13 protein-coding genes and 1 pseudogene are annotated in these 16,274 nt (G+C 36.1%); 9 read left to right on the plus strand and 5 right to left on the minus strand.

Annotated elements, in window-relative coordinates:
- Positions 1–97 precede the first annotated feature (97 nt).
- Both asnB and DLD82_RS16405 read right to left on the minus strand, forming a co-directional pair.
- Complete coding sequence (gene asnB, locus DLD82_RS16400; RefSeq protein ID WP_146199841.1) at positions 98–2,188, minus strand: asparagine synthase (glutamine-hydrolyzing); 2,091 nt, start codon at positions 2,186–2,188, stop codon at positions 98–100.
- Positions 2,125–3,255, minus strand: coding sequence for a glycosyltransferase family protein (locus DLD82_RS16405; RefSeq protein WP_109942216.1), 1,131 nt, complete (start codon positions 3,253–3,255; stop codon positions 2,125–2,127). Before DLD82_RS16405 ends, asnB begins: the two co-directional genes overlap by 64 nt.
- 378 nt (positions 3,256–3,633) lie before the next feature.
- Here DLD82_RS16405 and DLD82_RS16410 point away from each other — a divergent pair, with 378 nt between their 5' ends.
- The 9 genes from DLD82_RS16410 to DLD82_RS16450 all read left to right on the plus strand — a co-directional run bounded on the left by DLD82_RS16410 (position 3,634) and on the right by DLD82_RS16450 (position 11,775).
- Positions 3,634–3,798, plus strand: a complete 165-nt coding sequence (locus DLD82_RS16410) for a DUF2080 family transposase-associated protein (protein ID WP_109942217.1) — start codon at positions 3,634–3,636, stop codon at positions 3,796–3,798.
- Positions 3,788–5,308 (plus strand): IS66 family transposase, encoded by a 1,521-nt coding sequence (gene tnpC / locus DLD82_RS16415; RefSeq protein ID WP_109942218.1) that lies wholly within the window; start codon positions 3,788–3,790, stop codon positions 5,306–5,308. Before DLD82_RS16410 ends, tnpC begins: the two co-directional genes overlap by 11 nt.
- Before the next feature lie 260 nt (positions 5,309–5,568).
- Positions 5,569–6,690: a DegT/DnrJ/EryC1/StrS family aminotransferase gene (locus tag DLD82_RS16420; protein WP_109942219.1), complete on the plus strand. Its 1,122-nt coding sequence runs from the start codon at positions 5,569–5,571 to the stop codon at positions 6,688–6,690.
- A gap of 2 nt (positions 6,691–6,692) precedes the next feature.
- Positions 6,693–7,655 carry a dTDP-glucose 4,6-dehydratase gene (locus tag DLD82_RS16425; protein ID WP_181391497.1) on the plus strand — a complete coding sequence of 321 codons (963 nt, stop codon included), beginning with the start codon at positions 6,693–6,695 and terminating at the stop codon, positions 7,653–7,655.
- 25 nt (positions 7,656–7,680) lie between these two features.
- Positions 7,681–8,214, plus strand: a complete 534-nt coding sequence (locus DLD82_RS19380; RefSeq protein ID WP_109942221.1) for an acyltransferase — start codon at positions 7,681–7,683, stop codon at positions 8,212–8,214.
- A 38-nt stretch (positions 8,215–8,252) separates the two neighbouring features.
- Positions 8,253–9,368 (plus strand): N-acetyl sugar amidotransferase, encoded by a 1,116-nt coding sequence (locus tag DLD82_RS16435; RefSeq protein WP_109942222.1) that lies wholly within the window; start codon positions 8,253–8,255, stop codon positions 9,366–9,368.
- A 3-nt stretch (positions 9,369–9,371) separates the two neighbouring features.
- Positions 9,372–9,986, plus strand: a complete 615-nt coding sequence (gene hisH, locus DLD82_RS16440; RefSeq protein WP_109942223.1) for an imidazole glycerol phosphate synthase subunit HisH — start codon at positions 9,372–9,374, stop codon at positions 9,984–9,986.
- A gap of 18 nt (positions 9,987–10,004) precedes the next feature.
- Complete coding sequence (locus DLD82_RS16445; protein WP_219968493.1) at positions 10,005–10,748, plus strand: AglZ/HisF2 family acetamidino modification protein; 744 nt, start codon at positions 10,005–10,007, stop codon at positions 10,746–10,748.
- Between the two features lie 280 nt (positions 10,749–11,028).
- Complete coding sequence (locus tag DLD82_RS16450) at positions 11,029–11,775, plus strand: glycosyltransferase (RefSeq protein ID WP_146199842.1); 747 nt, start codon at positions 11,029–11,031, stop codon at positions 11,773–11,775.
- Here DLD82_RS16450 and DLD82_RS16455 read toward each other — a convergent pair.
- From DLD82_RS16455 to DLD82_RS19050, 3 genes and pseudogenes are all read right to left on the minus strand, one after another.
- Entirely contained in the window at positions 11,735–13,615 is a 1,881-nt protein-coding gene (locus DLD82_RS16455; protein WP_109942226.1) for an asparagine synthase-related protein, read from the minus strand. The two genes, DLD82_RS16450 and DLD82_RS16455, sit on opposite strands and share 41 nt — an antisense overlap.
- 499 nt (positions 13,616–14,114) lie before the next feature.
- Complete coding sequence (locus DLD82_RS16460) at positions 14,115–15,896, minus strand: ABC transporter ATP-binding protein (RefSeq protein WP_109942227.1); 1,782 nt, start codon at positions 15,894–15,896, stop codon at positions 14,115–14,117.
- Positions 15,897–15,963: 67 nt separating this feature from the next.
- Positions 15,964–16,274: pseudogene (locus DLD82_RS19050) on the minus strand (hypothetical protein); the annotation flags it as partial.

Genomic DNA, 16,274 nt, shown 5'->3' on the forward strand with positions numbered 1-16,274 from the left:
GATTGGATAGTTTTGCGATAACTTTAAATGGACTGGGGAATAAATAACGCCTGAGTTGGGGATTTTTACACCGCCGTTGACAGGCCCCATATTTTGCTTATTTTCTCTCAAATAGTTCGACTTTAAACATCTCCATCCAAAAACCAAAAATAATTATTCTCCAGACGATATTTGAAAATGGTATTTTTCCCGACACCATTTTTTTGAAGTAGTTCATGGCTTCCGGTTTAATTATCCCTTTAGAATTTTTTATTGCAAGTTCTAAAGAAGATTGAAATGCATCCTGATATGTCACTTTTATCCAATATTCTTCAGCGGTTATAAAACCCATTTTATCCATTCTACATCTTACTCTATCTGGTAATATTGACTTTAGGGCAAATCTCATTATATATTTAGTAATTGCACCATGTATCTTACATTTTTCGGGTAGATTTATAATATATTCGACGAATCTGTTATCAAGATAGGGAACCCGGGATTCAAGCGAATGAGCCATGGAATTTCTATCTTCATAATGAAGGAGAGCAGGGAGACTGGTATAAAATGTCTGGTGATAGCAGTACCGAGTAAAAAGATCTTTCTCTTTTCCTGATTCTGGTAATAATAAAGGAAGAGAGAGATTAGATTGTAATTTATCAACATCTAACCAATCCGGAGTAAGTTTCTCCTTTTCATAATGGATTAGATAAGGTTTGCCGATTCTGCTATTACAGAAGATAAAATATAGAGAACTTTTCATTATGTCTAAATATCCTCTTGAATGCAATTTATGAATTGCAATACTTTCCTGGATTAGTTTACGAATTTTTCTTTTCAATAACAAGTTGGCAATATGAATATCATGGAAATAGTGATAACCCCCAATCACCTCATCTGCCCCCTGTCCATCAAGAAGTACTTTTATGTTGTTCGCTTTCGCAGATTGGAAAACTAACCACTGTGCATAAATACTGGTTGATCCAAAAGGTTCATCCTGGTGCCAGAGGAGCTGTTTCAGTGTATCAAATAAGCCCTCAACGTCAGGAATAATAAAATGGGGGGATATATCCTTTCCTTTTAGAACTTCATTGATGTAGTCAGTTTCATCCCACTGTTTCTGGTCAGAACACGCTGAAAAGGTTTGTTGTTGTTGATTATTTGAGTTATTCTGTCTGCTTTTATAAATTAGTGATACAATCGCAGATGAATCCAGCCCTCCGGAAAGACATGAACCAACTGGAACATCTGATCGCAAATGAATAGATATTGAATCAGATAATTTAGCCAAGTATTGGTCTTGAATCTCTTCAAGATGATCAGGTAATTCTTCTCGGTTTATAGTGTACCACTTTTTTACTGATAATGAATCATGCAATTCTTCAATGTTATTTTGGAAATATTCTCCACCTCTTAATTGGAATAATCCACGAAAAAATGTTTCCGAAGTATGATCTGATATTCCATGAATCAAAAAATCATACGCTATCTGACTATTTAGGATAGGTTTCCAGCCTGGAACTGCTGTAAATGCCTTGATTTCAGAAGCAAAGGACAGGAATCCTTCTTCAGAAAACCAGTAATATAAAGGTTTGATTCCGAATCGATCTCTGGAGCCAAATAAAATTCCTTTTTTTGTGTCAAAAATGAGAAATGCCCACATTCCTATGAAGTGATGCTGGCATTCGACACCCCATTCATCGTATGCAGCAAGGATAACTTCGGTATCTGACTGTGAAATAAAGGTGTGACCTAATGTGATGAGTTCCTTTTTTATTTCAATATAATTGTAAATTTCCCCATTATAGACTATCCAATACCTATTTTTATAACACATTGGCTGATGGCCGGTAGGGGAGAGATCAATAATGGAAAGACGGCGGTGACAGAATGCAAGTTTACAATCAAAATTTTTATCAAGCGAGATAAGGCGATTAGGGCAGTATTGAATATGAGATTGCAAAACACTTTCTGGTGTATCTTCACCCCCATAAATCTTGTAATTTTGAAAATCTTCACCCATAAAAAATAGATATCCTTCGTCGTCCGGTCCACGATGATTAATTAGGTCTCCTGTGTTTTTACAAAGAGAAATTGAAAACGGATTGTTATTTAATGATAAGATTGCAGTAAATCCACACATGGTTAACGATTCTCGATTATTTCTTTTACAATACTTTTTATAATGGTTTGATTCTCTTTTGAGCAAAATTTCTTGGCAATATTGTGTGCATTTTCTTTATGATGCATGATTGTCTGATATGACATAGAGTTTATTGCATTTGCCAGGTTTTTCGGATTAAAATCTGAGCTTACCACTCCTAAATTGAATTTATTTACGTAATCAGCCATCTCTGGAGAGGGTCCAATTGCAATTGCCAATCTTGCCTGTATAAATTCAAAAAATTTGTTTGGAAGTGCGAATTCATTGTTGAAATTTGCCGGTGGAAGTAAGTATACTCCAATATCGTATTGGTTTATGGTATTGGCTAGCATTTTCATTTGTACTGGTTCGTGGAAAAAAATGTTAGATTTTTCTAAAGCTAGTTTTTTTAAATTGCGGACATATCTGCATTCTGAAGGTACCAAAAAGAGATGTAATTCATATAATGAGGGATCAAGATAATTCATTAAGTTAATTTCGAGTTCAATTTTTCTGGATGGATGTGCAGCTCCATGGTGTACTAAACGGATTTTACCAGGATTTACGTGTGTAGGTGATAAATTTTGAAAATCTGGAGCGTTTGTAATAACTATTGATTTTATGCACGTATCTTTATAATATTGTTTGGATATCCCTTCTGATACTGTAATCATTTTGTCTACAAATGGAACATATTTGTCGACAAGATATTTTTTATATTCTTTAAAGAAAAACCTGAATAAAAATGATTCTTCATATTCAAGTGGTGAATATTCATGTGCGTCAAAAATAATTTTTGCTTTTTCTTTATAAATTAATGCTACTGGTAGCATCTCAATATCATTTGCAATAATAATATCCGGTTTCTCCTGTATCAAATATTTACCTAAATCTTGGAAATTTCCATATCTCCAATAAAAGTGTTCATAATTTTTTGAAAATTTCATTAAGAGGGCACGTTGGTAGATTTTTTGCCCAAAATAGTGCAATTGAAAAAATGGAACCTCAACTATTCCACAAGGGGCTAGTCCGGCTGTGATGATTTTATATTCGTTATTGAGTGCATCAATTTGTCGATATACTCTAGGATCTTGTGATAAATTGCTTAATGATATGATTGCGATTTTGCTCATAATGTTTCATGAGTGAGGTTATCCATTTTCTTTCCATTCAGTTTTTCATATAATTTTTTGTGCTTTTCCATTATTTACACATATCAAATATCTGTCTGAATCCCCGTTTTTTTTATCAGATTTGAGTATTCTTCAAGTATCTAGTATAAATTGCATTACACCAATAAGTTGCTTTTCATCCCCATTCATGTTCAGATCATTTCCAGGACAAATAAAATCTTTTGTAACAATTCAGGTTTTAGATATTATTCAAAAACCCCATAAACTTAAGCAATAAAAGTTTTGGCTTAATTTTTATTTTTTTCCAATCTTTTTTCATAAAAAATTGCAATGTTATTGCGAAAAGATAAAATACTATAGATATCTAATAGATATCTAATGAAAACAGTTCCATTCACTATTGCCACTGAGTTAAAAGTCAACAACATCTGTGGATTCTATAAAAGAGAAGTCAAGCCGTTTGGTACAAGCGCAAAGGTGGATTGCCCAAAAGAACATCTAGGCAAAATGGTTTATTTGGTTATCCTGGATAATGATGAATAAAAAGAGGTCAGAAAATATTGAGAAAGATGTCAAGGAACTAGAACATACTATCGCTCAATTGAAGAAAGAACTTGATAAGGAGCGTAAAAAAAGAGAACTAGTTCAACGACAAAAATCAGAACTTCTGAAGGAAAATAAAAAGCTCAAAAAACAGATTGCCCAAATATTGAGTTCTGCACCGTTTCTTGCAGCATCTTGTAAAACCGCTGAAGCAGGAGGAGTTCCAAGTTCTAAAATATTTTATCGTCGAAAGAGACAGAGTGAAGAAAATAAGAAAAAAGGTGGCCAACCGGGGCACATAGGTCATGGTAGGGAAAGACCCGTCTCCAATTCACCGACAATCGATGTTACCTTGGATACATGTCCTGATTGTGGCACTCATTTACATGAACCTGTTAAAGGAGCAGAACAAAGACGCACGATAACGGATATTCCGTTTCCAAGTCACATCGTCTATGAAATTCAATACCAAAGATACTGGTGTCCCAATTGTAAGAAATTTGTTCGTGGAGAGTTCCCCTTGCCACCAAACCAACAATTTGGACCTGCTGTTGCTTCATGGATAGTTTATCAAAGGATGTTAGGACTGACGATAAGGAAGATCCAATCCAGTTTATTAGAGACCTATGAAATCCATATGAGCGAAGCTACGATTCTGAAACTGGAGAGATGGGTAGCAGATACACTAAAAGAAGATTACGAGAAACTCAAGGAAGAGATAATTCATGGAAATAATGTCAATGCAGATGAAACGGGTTTTAGAATTGATGGAGATAATGGATGGTTATGGGTTTTCACTTCAACAATTGGCTCTTTCTACAAGGTTGCACCAACTCGTGGGCATACAGTTCCTGATGAGGTATTAAAAGATTTCAAGGGTGTTTTAGGAAGAGATGCATGGAAACCATATGATGTAGTTGAATGTTCGGGGCATCAGTTAGATCTTCTTCATGTGAATCGATGGTTGGAAAGAGCCGAAATCAAGCACAAAATTGAACCCCGGAGTTTATTGACTTCTCAACCAGCTATTTTACTAAGAAAAGGCAGACCACCTGAAAAGTTTCTCGAGTTTGTAAATGGAATTCGTGAAATTCTTAAAAGAGCAGTAGAATACACTGAAAATGACCCCCCACCCTCGATTAATGATCGTAAAAATGCATACGCGGAATTTCAGGCAGAGATTATGGCACTGCTTGATCGAGAATGGGTTGATAAGGATGTCATCCGCATTGCCAAAGAACTTCGCAAACGGGAGAAAATGCTTCTTACATTCATGTTATATGATGATGTTCCATGGCACAATAATGATGCAGAAAGAGCGATACGTCAAGGGGTACTTCATCGCAAGATTAGTGGAGGGAGAAGAACATGGGTTGGGGCAGATGTGTTTGGGGTGCTACTCAGTATTTACGAAACATCAAAGAAAAGAAAGGAGAGGTTTATCGGAATAGTGGGAGAAAAATTAGGATTCTCTTCATTTATTGAAATCCCAAACAATTCATCTTCTTAAAGGTGAGTTGTTACAATCTTTTTTCACCATCTGATCTAATGGATAGTATTACAAAACCCTAGGTGGTTACCTCAATACTTATAAAGCCGATTTTAATTAGGGTTGGCTCTGTTTGAATACCTAGCGATAAAATTATCTGGAGATCAAGGGTTTTCTATGAACTCAGCATTTGCCCGTTTATTTAATGGGTATTCTGATATGGGATTATGGTGAATATATTATGAACATATATCTTTATACAGAAATCCGGAAATAAATCGATGAATATAATACCATTGGCAAAACCGTTTTTTGATAATGAAATACTTGAAATTCAGAAGGTCCTTGAATCAGGTTGGGTTTCCCAAGGACCGGAGGTAAAAGAATTTGAAAAACGAGTCTCAAATTATATCGGAGTTAAATACGCAGTTGCTGTAAATAATTGTACTGCAGCACTCCATCTTGCAAATATTTGTGCTGGCATCACCCAAGGTGATGAAGTATTAGTCGCTGATTATACGTTCCCGGCCACAGGTCACTCTGTCATGTATTGTGGAGCTCATCCGGTGTTTGTAGATATCAATCAAGATACCTATAATATTGATCCTGTAGATATAGACCGAAAAATCAGTGAGAAGACAAAAGCAATTATTCCTGTCCATACCTTTGGCCAGATCGCAGAGATGAATCAGATTAAGAAAATTGCAGATGAGCATAATCTTATCATAATAGAAGACGCTGCATGCGCTCTGGGTTCCCGTCAAAATGGAAAGTTTGCGGGATCTTTTGGGGAATTTGCCTGTTTTTCATTTCATGCACGTAAAGGGATTACCACGGGTGAAGGTGGTATGGTAGTAACTGATGATTCGGCACTGGCAGAAAAAATCAGGCATCTTTCAGTTTTTGGGATGAAAATGGCTTGGGAAAGAGAACAATCTGAAGAGTTCCAGATCCCTGAGTTCCATGATACTGGATACAACTACAAGATGAGTGATATTGCAGCTGCGGTGGGAGTAATCCAGATGGAAAAAGTAGAGGCGATTATTCAGAAAAAAAGAGCATTAGCTCAGTATTATAATGAACAACTGGAATCAGTTGATCTTGTTGTCGCCCCTTATGAGTCACCGGGAAATCATCATATCTATCAGAGTTATGTTACAATTTTGGATAAGAGAGTTAATAGAAACAAAATGATTAAGAGGATGGCGCAAGCTGGAGTTCAGACCCAGATTGGAACCTATGCATCTCATATTCAACCAGTATATCGGGCCCGAGAAAGATGTCCGGTCTCGTATGATGTGTATTGTCGGTCATTAGCTTTACCAATTTTTTATTCTATGACAGAAGCTGATGTGGATTTTGTTGTAAAAAACCTCCAAGAGAATCTGGAGATGGTCACATGAGCATGAAGAATAAGTCTGTACTTATTACAGGGGGGGCGGGTTTTATCGGTAGTCACCTTGTTGATCAGCTCATTTATGAGCAGCCAGAAAAGATTACTGTAGTAGATAACCTCTTTTTGGGGAAGGATACCAACTTAAAACCGGCAATTATGAGATATCCAGATTTAAAAATTTATCATAATGATATCTCACAGATAGATCAGTTTAGGGAAATTGTTGTAAACGAGAGCGTTGATATTGTCTTTAACCTAGCTGTTATCCCATTACCTGCTTCTCTGGAGAAACCGGCATGGACCTTTTCACATAACAACGATATGTCTGTATCTGTTTGTGAACTCGCTCGGGAGGATGCTTTTCAGACATTAATCCAGTTCTCCTCATCTGAAGCATATGGTACATCAATATCTGGTCCTATGGATGAGAATCATCCCTTGAATGGAGTAACTCCTTATGCAGCAAGTAAGGCCGCCTGTGATCAATTAGTTCTCTCGTATTGCAGAACCTTCGGAATTGATGCTTCCATAATTAGGCCTTTTAATAATTATGGGCCAAGGCAGAATGAAGGGAGTTATGCAGGTCTTATACCAATTACTGTGAAACGAATTCTTCAGGGACTTCCACCTGTAATATTTGGCGATGGTAAGCAGACTCGCGATTACTTATATGTAACTGACACTGCGCGTGCTGCAATTGATATTTATTATAATACAAACACTCGAGAAGAAGTGCTGAATATTGCGAGTGGCAGAGAATATTCGATTGTTTCGTTAGTTGAATTGATCGCTCAGTATCTTGGGTTTTCAGGAGATATTCTCTATGATCCTGATAGGCCCGGAGATGTAAGAAGACATATTGCAAATGTATACAAAGCAGAGGATTTGATCGGCTTCAAACCAAAGGTGTCTTTAGAAGAAGGGCTCCGAATAACTGTGGATTGGTATAAATCATATTTTCAAGGAAAATAAAAAGCAATTAGGTGAAAAAAACCCTATGAAAGAAAGGTCATTTTCCCCCTTTTCCTCGCATGGAACTGGTGATTTTTCTAAAGATAAAATTTCAAAATGTGGCAGTAATGTTATCTTCGAGGAGAACACTAGGATCTTCCACCCAGAAAATGTTGAGATTGGATCAAATGTCTATGTTGGCCATTACACCATTCTCAAAGGATATCATAAGAATAAAATGGTAATAGGGGATAACTGCTGGATTGGACAATCCTGTTTTTTCCACAGTGCAGGAGGGTTATACATCGGCAATGGGGTAGGAATCGGGCCTTGTGTTAAGATCCTGACCTCCCAGCATTCTGCAGAAAATGTTGAAATCCCGATAATATGTTCTAATATTATTTTTGAAGAAGTAAAAATTGGTGATAATTGTGATATTGGGACAGGATCTGTGTTATTACCTGGAATTACCATCGGAAAAGGCTCCATTATTGGTGCCGGTTCTGTTGTAACTCGTGATGTACCGGAATATTCAGTCTACGCAGGAAATCCAGCCAGGTTTCTAAGGAAAAGAGCATAATATGATGGGTTTCTTAACATATTAATCAGGAGAAGCAGATGAAAACTTGTACAAGATGTGTTTGTAATGAAAAAATTCCAGGTATTTTCTTTGATGAAAATGGAGTCTGCAACTATTGCCACCAGTATGATGAATTGAATGCGGAATACCCAACTGGAAAGGTCGGAAAATTAAAATTGGAAGAACTGGCAAAGAAAATTAAGGATGATGGGAAAGGGAAGCAATACGATTGTATTGTGGGGGTTAGTGGTGGCTGCGACTCATCATATTTAGTATATCTGACTATTGAACTTGGATTACGGCCATTGGCAGTACATTTTGACAACACATGGAATTCCAAAATTGCTGTTGAAAACATTCAGTGTGTACTTAATAGACTTGGAGTGGATCTGTATACAAATGTGATGGACAACCAGGAGTTCTGTAACATGGCACGTTCATTTCTGTATGCATCAGTGCCAGAGATTGATGCTCTGACAGACATCGCCTTGACAACAACCCTCTACCAGGCAGCTGATAAATATGGGATTAAATACCTATTTAATGGTCATAATTTTAGAACAGAAGGATTGATGCCACTTGGGTGGTTTTATTTCGACGGGAAATACATCGAAAGTATCCATAAGCAATTCGGCGATGGAAAGATGAGTAATTTTCCAAATCTTTGGTTATCATCCTTTATTTATTATATGTTGAAAGGATTCAAACGATATCGACCTTTGTATTATGTTGATTTTGATAAAGAGGCGACAAAAAAGTTTCTAAATCAGGAATTTAACTGGGAATGGTATGGAGGCCACCACATGGAAAATCGATATACGATTTTCTGTCATGATTTACTGAGAAATAAATTTGGAATTGATCAACGATATATTGAATATTCAGCGCTTATCAGATCTGGACAGATGTCAAGGGAAGATGCACTTAAAGATATAAGAAAACCAATGCCCTATAATAAGGAAATTGTTGCCGAAGTGAAGAAACGGCTAAAATTATCAGATGAAGAGTTCGAAAAGATTATAAATTTGCCCTGCAAATCTGCATTGGACTATAATACATACCATCCAACATTTAGAAAGATGCGTCCTTTTTTCTGGTTAATGTATAAATGTAATTTAGTACCAAAGAGTTTCTATATTAAGTACACCCAGTAATTTATGATCTTAATTATTGATATCGGAATGGGAAATATTGGTTCCATTCTCAATATGATAAAATACCTCAATTTCACCGCGAATATCTCCCGAAATAAAGAAGACATTCTTTCTGCAGAAAAAATTATCCTACCCGGAGTTGGATCTTTTGATAATGCAATGAAACGGTTACATGAATATGATCTGATATCTGCCCTAAATGAACAGGTTATTCATAAAAGAAAACCAATACTAGGTATCTGTTTGGGAATTCAACTTTTTGCCCGGAAAAGTGAAGAAGGGAAAGAAAAAGGCCTTGGGTGGCTTGATGCAGAAACCATTCGTTTCAAGTTGGACAGCGAAGGGTCGTTGAAAGTGCCTCATATGGGATGGAATACTGCATTACCAATAGATAATCCGGTTCTTTTCAAGGGAATGGGTTTAGAACCAAAATTTTATTTTGTACATTCATACCATCTTCAATGTAATGATCCAACTGATATTCTGTCAGTTACTCACTATGGATATGATTTTCCCTCATCAATAAAGCATGACAATATCTATGGTGTGCAGTTCCATCCGGAAAAAAGTCATAAATTTGGGAAAAAATTATTTTATAACTTTTTGGAGATGGTCTGATTGTTACTAACCAGGGTCATGCCATGTCTCCTTTTAAAGAACCAGAGATTAGTCAAAACCGTAAAATTTAAAAACCCCCAATACATTGGGGATCCGGTTAATGCGATAAAAATCTATAATGAAAAAGAGGTTGATGAACTAATTATTCTTGATATTTCTGCGTCAGTGAATCAACAACCCCCTGATTATGAGATTATCGAAAATATTTCAAATGAATGTTTCATGCCTGTTACCTATGGGGGAGGGATTACCAATACTACACAGATGCAGAAAATCTTCAATCTGGGAATAGAAAAAATTGCAATAAATCATAAAGGTCTTCAGAATATTTCTTTTTTTACAGAAGCTTCAAAAGAATTCGGATGCCAGAGTGTTGTTGCATCGATAGATGTGAAGAAAACTCTCCTTGGAAGATATTTAGTTACAAGTCTGTCCGGTAATTATTCCTCCTCCTATACACCGGGAGAATACGCCAAACAGGTTGAATCAGCAGGAGCTGGCGAAATTCTTCTTTATTCAATTGAACGGGATGGAACGTGGAGTGGTTTTGATTATAACCTAATTCAGGCAGTATCAGGCAGTATTTCCATACCTCTTATCGCTTGCGGTGGAGCCGGAAAGATCACTGATTTTGCCGAGGCTGTAAAACATGGAGCTTCAGCGGTAGCCATCGGAAGTATGGCTGTATATCAGGGTAAAGATAAAGGTGTATTAATCAAGTTTCCTTCTAAAGATGAGATCAATTCTGTTCTTTTATCATAACTTGGGAAAAAATAAAATGCGGGTTATTCATGCACCAGAAAATATTGCCGGCCAATCGTTAACCATTTCCCGAGCACAACGAAAACTGGGATTAATCAGTGATGTTCTGGTTTTGATGGGTTCACAATATAATTATGATTATGATTATAATTTACATCTGGATCGATTCCCTAAAATGATGGATCGGTTCCTTCGAATGATGGGTTTTCTTTTCTGCTTGCTTCGGTATGATCTGATTCATTTTCATTATAGTACTTTTTATTTACCTTTCCAACTCGACTTGAAGATTGCAAAATTTTTTAAAAAAAAGGTAATCATTCAATACTGGGGATCTGATGTTATTCAAACTGATATTGCCCAAAAATATACTTTAATCGATGATAATGCCCTTTTTGAAGTATATTCCGGATTAAATAACGAAAATAAGCGAAATTTTTTAAAAGAAGTTCAAAAACTCGTTGATATATCCGTTGTTGGGGATTATTCACTCCTAGTGTATTCTCCTGAGAGTTGTGTGATTAGGCAGGCGATTGATTTGGCCCTGTTTGATTATGTCGGTGTTTCTCCAAAGAAAGAAGAGATATTAATTGTCCATGCCCCAACAAAGAGAAATCTTAAAGGGACCTCCTATGTAATTGCCACAATCGAAAGACTAAAATCAGAAAAATTTCAGATTTCCTTCAAACTTATAGAAAATCTACCTCATAATGAGGCGATAAAAATATACAGGGAGGCTGATATTGTAATTGATGATATTGTTCAAGGTCCTTATGGAATCCTTGCGATTGAATGCATGGCGTTTGGAAAGCCCGTTCTAGATTATATAAATGAAGCATTCATTGATTATTATCCAGATCTTCCTATTGTAAATACGAACCCGGACAACCTCTACAATAATGTTAGATTTTTATTGGAAAACCCGGAAATCCGAGTTGAGCTGGGCAGAGCAGGAAGAAAATATGTTGAGTTAAATCATGATGCTGAGATTATTGCTGCCCAATTGATGGAATTATATAATAATCTCTAAATAAATCTAGAAAAACAATGAACGTGATGAGATACAAAATTTTTACAGAATTATCTTTTTTCCCTGCTTTATGCTCTCGATAGAGATGTTCAAGATAATCTGCATTGAGAATATCTGAATAATTATTTTTAACGAGATCTACCATAGAAGAGATACATGGTTCCCACCTACTATCAGAATACATCCATTCATTATAATTCACATAACTCCGGTGGTTGGAAAAGCATGAAATCCCCTTTGAAAGGAAAAATAGTTTTCTTTTCATACTATCTTTTATTACAATCCATTTTTCGCTGATATTCCAGATAATCTGGGGAAAGGAGACGGGAACCATGGTTTTCTGATATCTGATATCAGAAAAGCTAGGAGAGAGTCTCATGAGAAATTTTCGATATAGAGTATGATTTATCCGCCATTCCGGAGGAATACTGGTTAGAATTTCAAAGAATGAGTTCCCACCGGTCGGATGTACAACTTCAAATTTATTCAATAAGGGGACATCACCAACGTGCATCCAAGCAACATGGTTATCCATGGCAAATTTATCTGATATATTACCTGGATGAAGATTAGGAATTTGTGAAAATTGTGCCTCAAATGAGTTTTGTGGAATCTTTTTTATTTTATTATAGAATGAATCCACAAGGACTTTACTCATCTCCTCGTCTGAGAATACACGCTTATGAGAGAGCATATCCTGGAGGAGTTCACGATTCTCGCAGGAGAGTATCTCTTGGGAGAGATAACTCCCACCAAGGGTTAAATCCATGGCGAACCCGTCAAAAATTACATCAGATTCTTTTCGGATCGTATCAAGTGTTGCATGTACGAAACTCAATCCGATATAATTTCTTCCTTCGTGTAACCAGACATCCTTGGAGATATGATCTAGAATATCTTGGGTATCCAAAGGAAAAAAGAAGTGTTTTTTTACACGTGCCCGGGATGAGACCTTCCTGGCAATTGTTACCTCATCACAATTCCCATTTCCAAAGGTAAAAGTTGATATGGTGTTCTTTCGTAGTTCAGGTACAGCAGCAAGTACTGTTCTTGAATCAAGACCCCCGCTTAATGTTATTCCATACCTGTGTTTCGTGTCTATTCGGTCAGATACTGATTTCCGAAGGCTTATGATGAGATCTTCGATCACTTCGTCTTCAGTTTTAGAATAATCTGGTTGATATGTCAACTCCCAGTAGGAATGTGAAGAAAAAACATCGTCTGATATTTCAATAAGTGATGCGGGAGGAAGTAGATATATTCCCTTAAAATAGGTTTTATTTCCTAAAAATTTCCCAAATGCAAACCACTCTGCTACAGCATCGAGATTTAACTCCCTTTTAAATCCGGGGATCTGAAGGATCGCTTTAGCCTCCGGTGAAAGAATGAAACACCCATTCATCCAAGAAAAAAAATGAACACGATAACCGAACCTATCATTGAAAATGGTTAACTTTTTTTGTATTGTATCGTAGATCGCACAGATAAATGAACCATCTAACTCTTTTATGAAATCAGTACCATGTGCCAGATAGGAGGAGAGACAATATGCTGCGTCGTTATCTCCATCTATTTTTTCATCAGTTTTTTTCAGTTCTTCAAATTTTTCCTTATGTCCGAATAATTTTCCATCGAAAAAAATGCAAACCGTTCTTTCTTTATTCCATAATGGTTGTTCATGCGGATTAAAAATTCCCAAATGGATTCTTACTCCGGTAAATTCGTTGTTTCTAAACTGATCGATTTGATGATATTCTTCGTGCGTGATGATGTTTATTGCACGTTGTACTGAATCTTCTTCTAGTTTTTTTGAACCAAAAATAACAAAAATTCCTGTCATAATTTTATTTATTATGAAATGATGGCCTTATTCTCTCCTAATATAGAATATGCCTTTATTGCTTTTTTTCCTTAATCTCTACTATGAGTCTGATATGATTACTTGTTTGCTTGACTTTTTGGAAACCTCATAAGAGATATGTGATTAATTAATTTCTAGATGTAATCAGTGCTACTTTAAACAACGATGCTTCATCAATCAGAATCTTGATAGTCTTGTATTAACTGGTGTAATTTCAAGTCTAAATTGACTAAATACTATTATCAAAGTTCTCTCTTTAATCCATTAAATATGTCTGCATGGGGATAAGTAAAAGTGGTTATGATTGTGCTACATGTCCTCATTTATTGACTTTTTTTAGCAAAGAAGAAAATATTTTATCTATCTAGACTTATGGGTAATTATCAACAAAGATCTCATTATTATGATTTGTAATAAATATGAGTTAAATAGGATTCAATTATTCTATACTTTTATTAGAAGTTTGAGAATCGTTGTATTACTCCGCTCTTGCTTTACTCATCTCCCAATACTTTCCTCTTCTTTCGAGCAAATCCTCATGTTTTCCCTCTTCAACAATTCTCCCCTTCTCAATAACCACAATTTTATCTGCATTCCGTATTGTTGTTAATCGATGGGCAATTACTAACGTTGTACATTCCTTTGTAACCTGATCAATTGCTTTCTGTACTGCAGCCTCTGATATATTGTCGAGCGCACTTGTTGCCTCATCCAGTATTAAAAATTCAGGCCGGCGGATCATTGCCCTGGCAATTACAATCCTTTGTTTCTCCCCACCGGAAAGAGTGATCCCTTGATCTCCCACCAGAGTATCATAACCTTCTGGCAATTCCATAATAAATTCATGTACGTATGCAAGTTTCGCGGCTTCAATAATTTCGATATCTGAAAAAATTCCTCCGAAGAGAATATTTTCCCTTATACTAGCGTTGAACATGAAGGGATCCTGACTGACATAACCAACAAGATCACGATATGTATTCACATCATATTCTTTCAGATTAAAATCATTGACAATAATCCTCCCAGAACCTGGATCATAGAGTCTTAAAAGTAGGCTGGCAATCGTAGACTTACCAGATCCTGAATGACCAACAAGACCGGTCATTGAACCTTTCTCAATAGTCATCGAAACATCATTCAAAATCTTTGCATGACCATATGAAAAGTTGACATCATGTAGAATGATATCAGAAGTAATTGCTTTACAAATACGCTCACCATTTACTAATGAGTGATATTTTTCCTCCTGAAAAATAGAATAAATTATTGAAACATGGGGGAGGTAATTTTTTAGTTCTAATTTGTATGTTCCCATATTCATTGATTTGGGAAGAATTTTCATCATCCCTGCTGCAAAGGTTCCAAGGACCGGGATAATTTCAAGAAAATTATCTGCATAGTATACATACAGAACGAGAACTATTACTCCGATGGTTATATAAAAAAGGGAATTAATCGCAATGATTGGGATTCTCTGAATGAACATGAATTCGGCAAATTTGCTCCAGTATAGTTTTAAGGCTTCAATATATTGTCTTTTCCAGTTTTCTGATGCATGAAGGGCTTTTATTGGTTTGATTCCGGTTATATATTCATTGATAACCTTGTTTTCTGACTGACCTGATGCTATCTGAAGGTTGCCTAATTTTTCTGAAATATTTTTGCTTATTGAGTTAATTATGAGATAAAAAATTCCTCCTCCTATTAATACAAGGATAAGTCCTCCCGGAGAGAGAAGAAAAAGCATCATAATCACAAGAATCGAGGTCATCAGGTCTGTGCAAAAGCTTAACAATCGATCATATGTCTGCTGGACATAATGCGGACTTTGGTTGAAGAGATTAAGGAGGTCTCCCTGTCGTGAATCGATAAAAAATTTGTAATCGTTGGAATCAATCTTTGAAAATATTGACTGTTTTGTCTTTACGATAAGTTCTCGCTGGAAGATGAATGCAACCTTCCAGTATGCTAATTGAAGACAGAGTGATGTCGCGGTAAGGATAATAAAAAGTAGGCCCAAGTGAACAAACTGTGATCCCATCGGAATAAGGCTGCTGATATAATCTATTACTCCATAAAAGGGGATTGAATCTGCAGAAATCTGAAAACCTACTGATATCATCGGGTATAATAACGCAATACTACCTGCATCAATCAGGCCGATGATGATGGATAATATCAGGAGAAAAAACAGATAATGTTCATATCCTTGGATGAAAAAACGGAGTTGATGAAGATATTCTTTGAATGTAACCATTGCTTAGAGTAAATATTCATTCTAAAGCAAAGTAAGTTATGGATAGGATTTTTCCCTGAACTCGGCATCAGTTAGGGAATATTGGGTAATTTAATTTGCGCGACAAGTCCCGAACCCTCTTTGGAACCTCTGACAATTCAGTACCCTCACCCACCTGATATGCGTAAACTTTACTGAACTTTGTGAGGAGATCGTGAGGAGATATTTGAGTTAAAAGTTTGGCTGCCTTCAAACGATTTAATATTGCACAATATATGTACAAACAGATAAATGATACAAAAATATGCCCAAAAAGTGCCTCATTACTTCGCAGGGAAATTTTGTCAGCCCTCAACTCATTTTTGAACGTATCAAAGTGTTTTTCAACCATATCACGTG

This window comes from Methanospirillum stamsii, from assembly GCF_003173335.1.
Lineage (GTDB): Archaea > Halobacteriota > Methanomicrobia > Methanomicrobiales > Methanospirillaceae > Methanospirillum > Methanospirillum stamsii.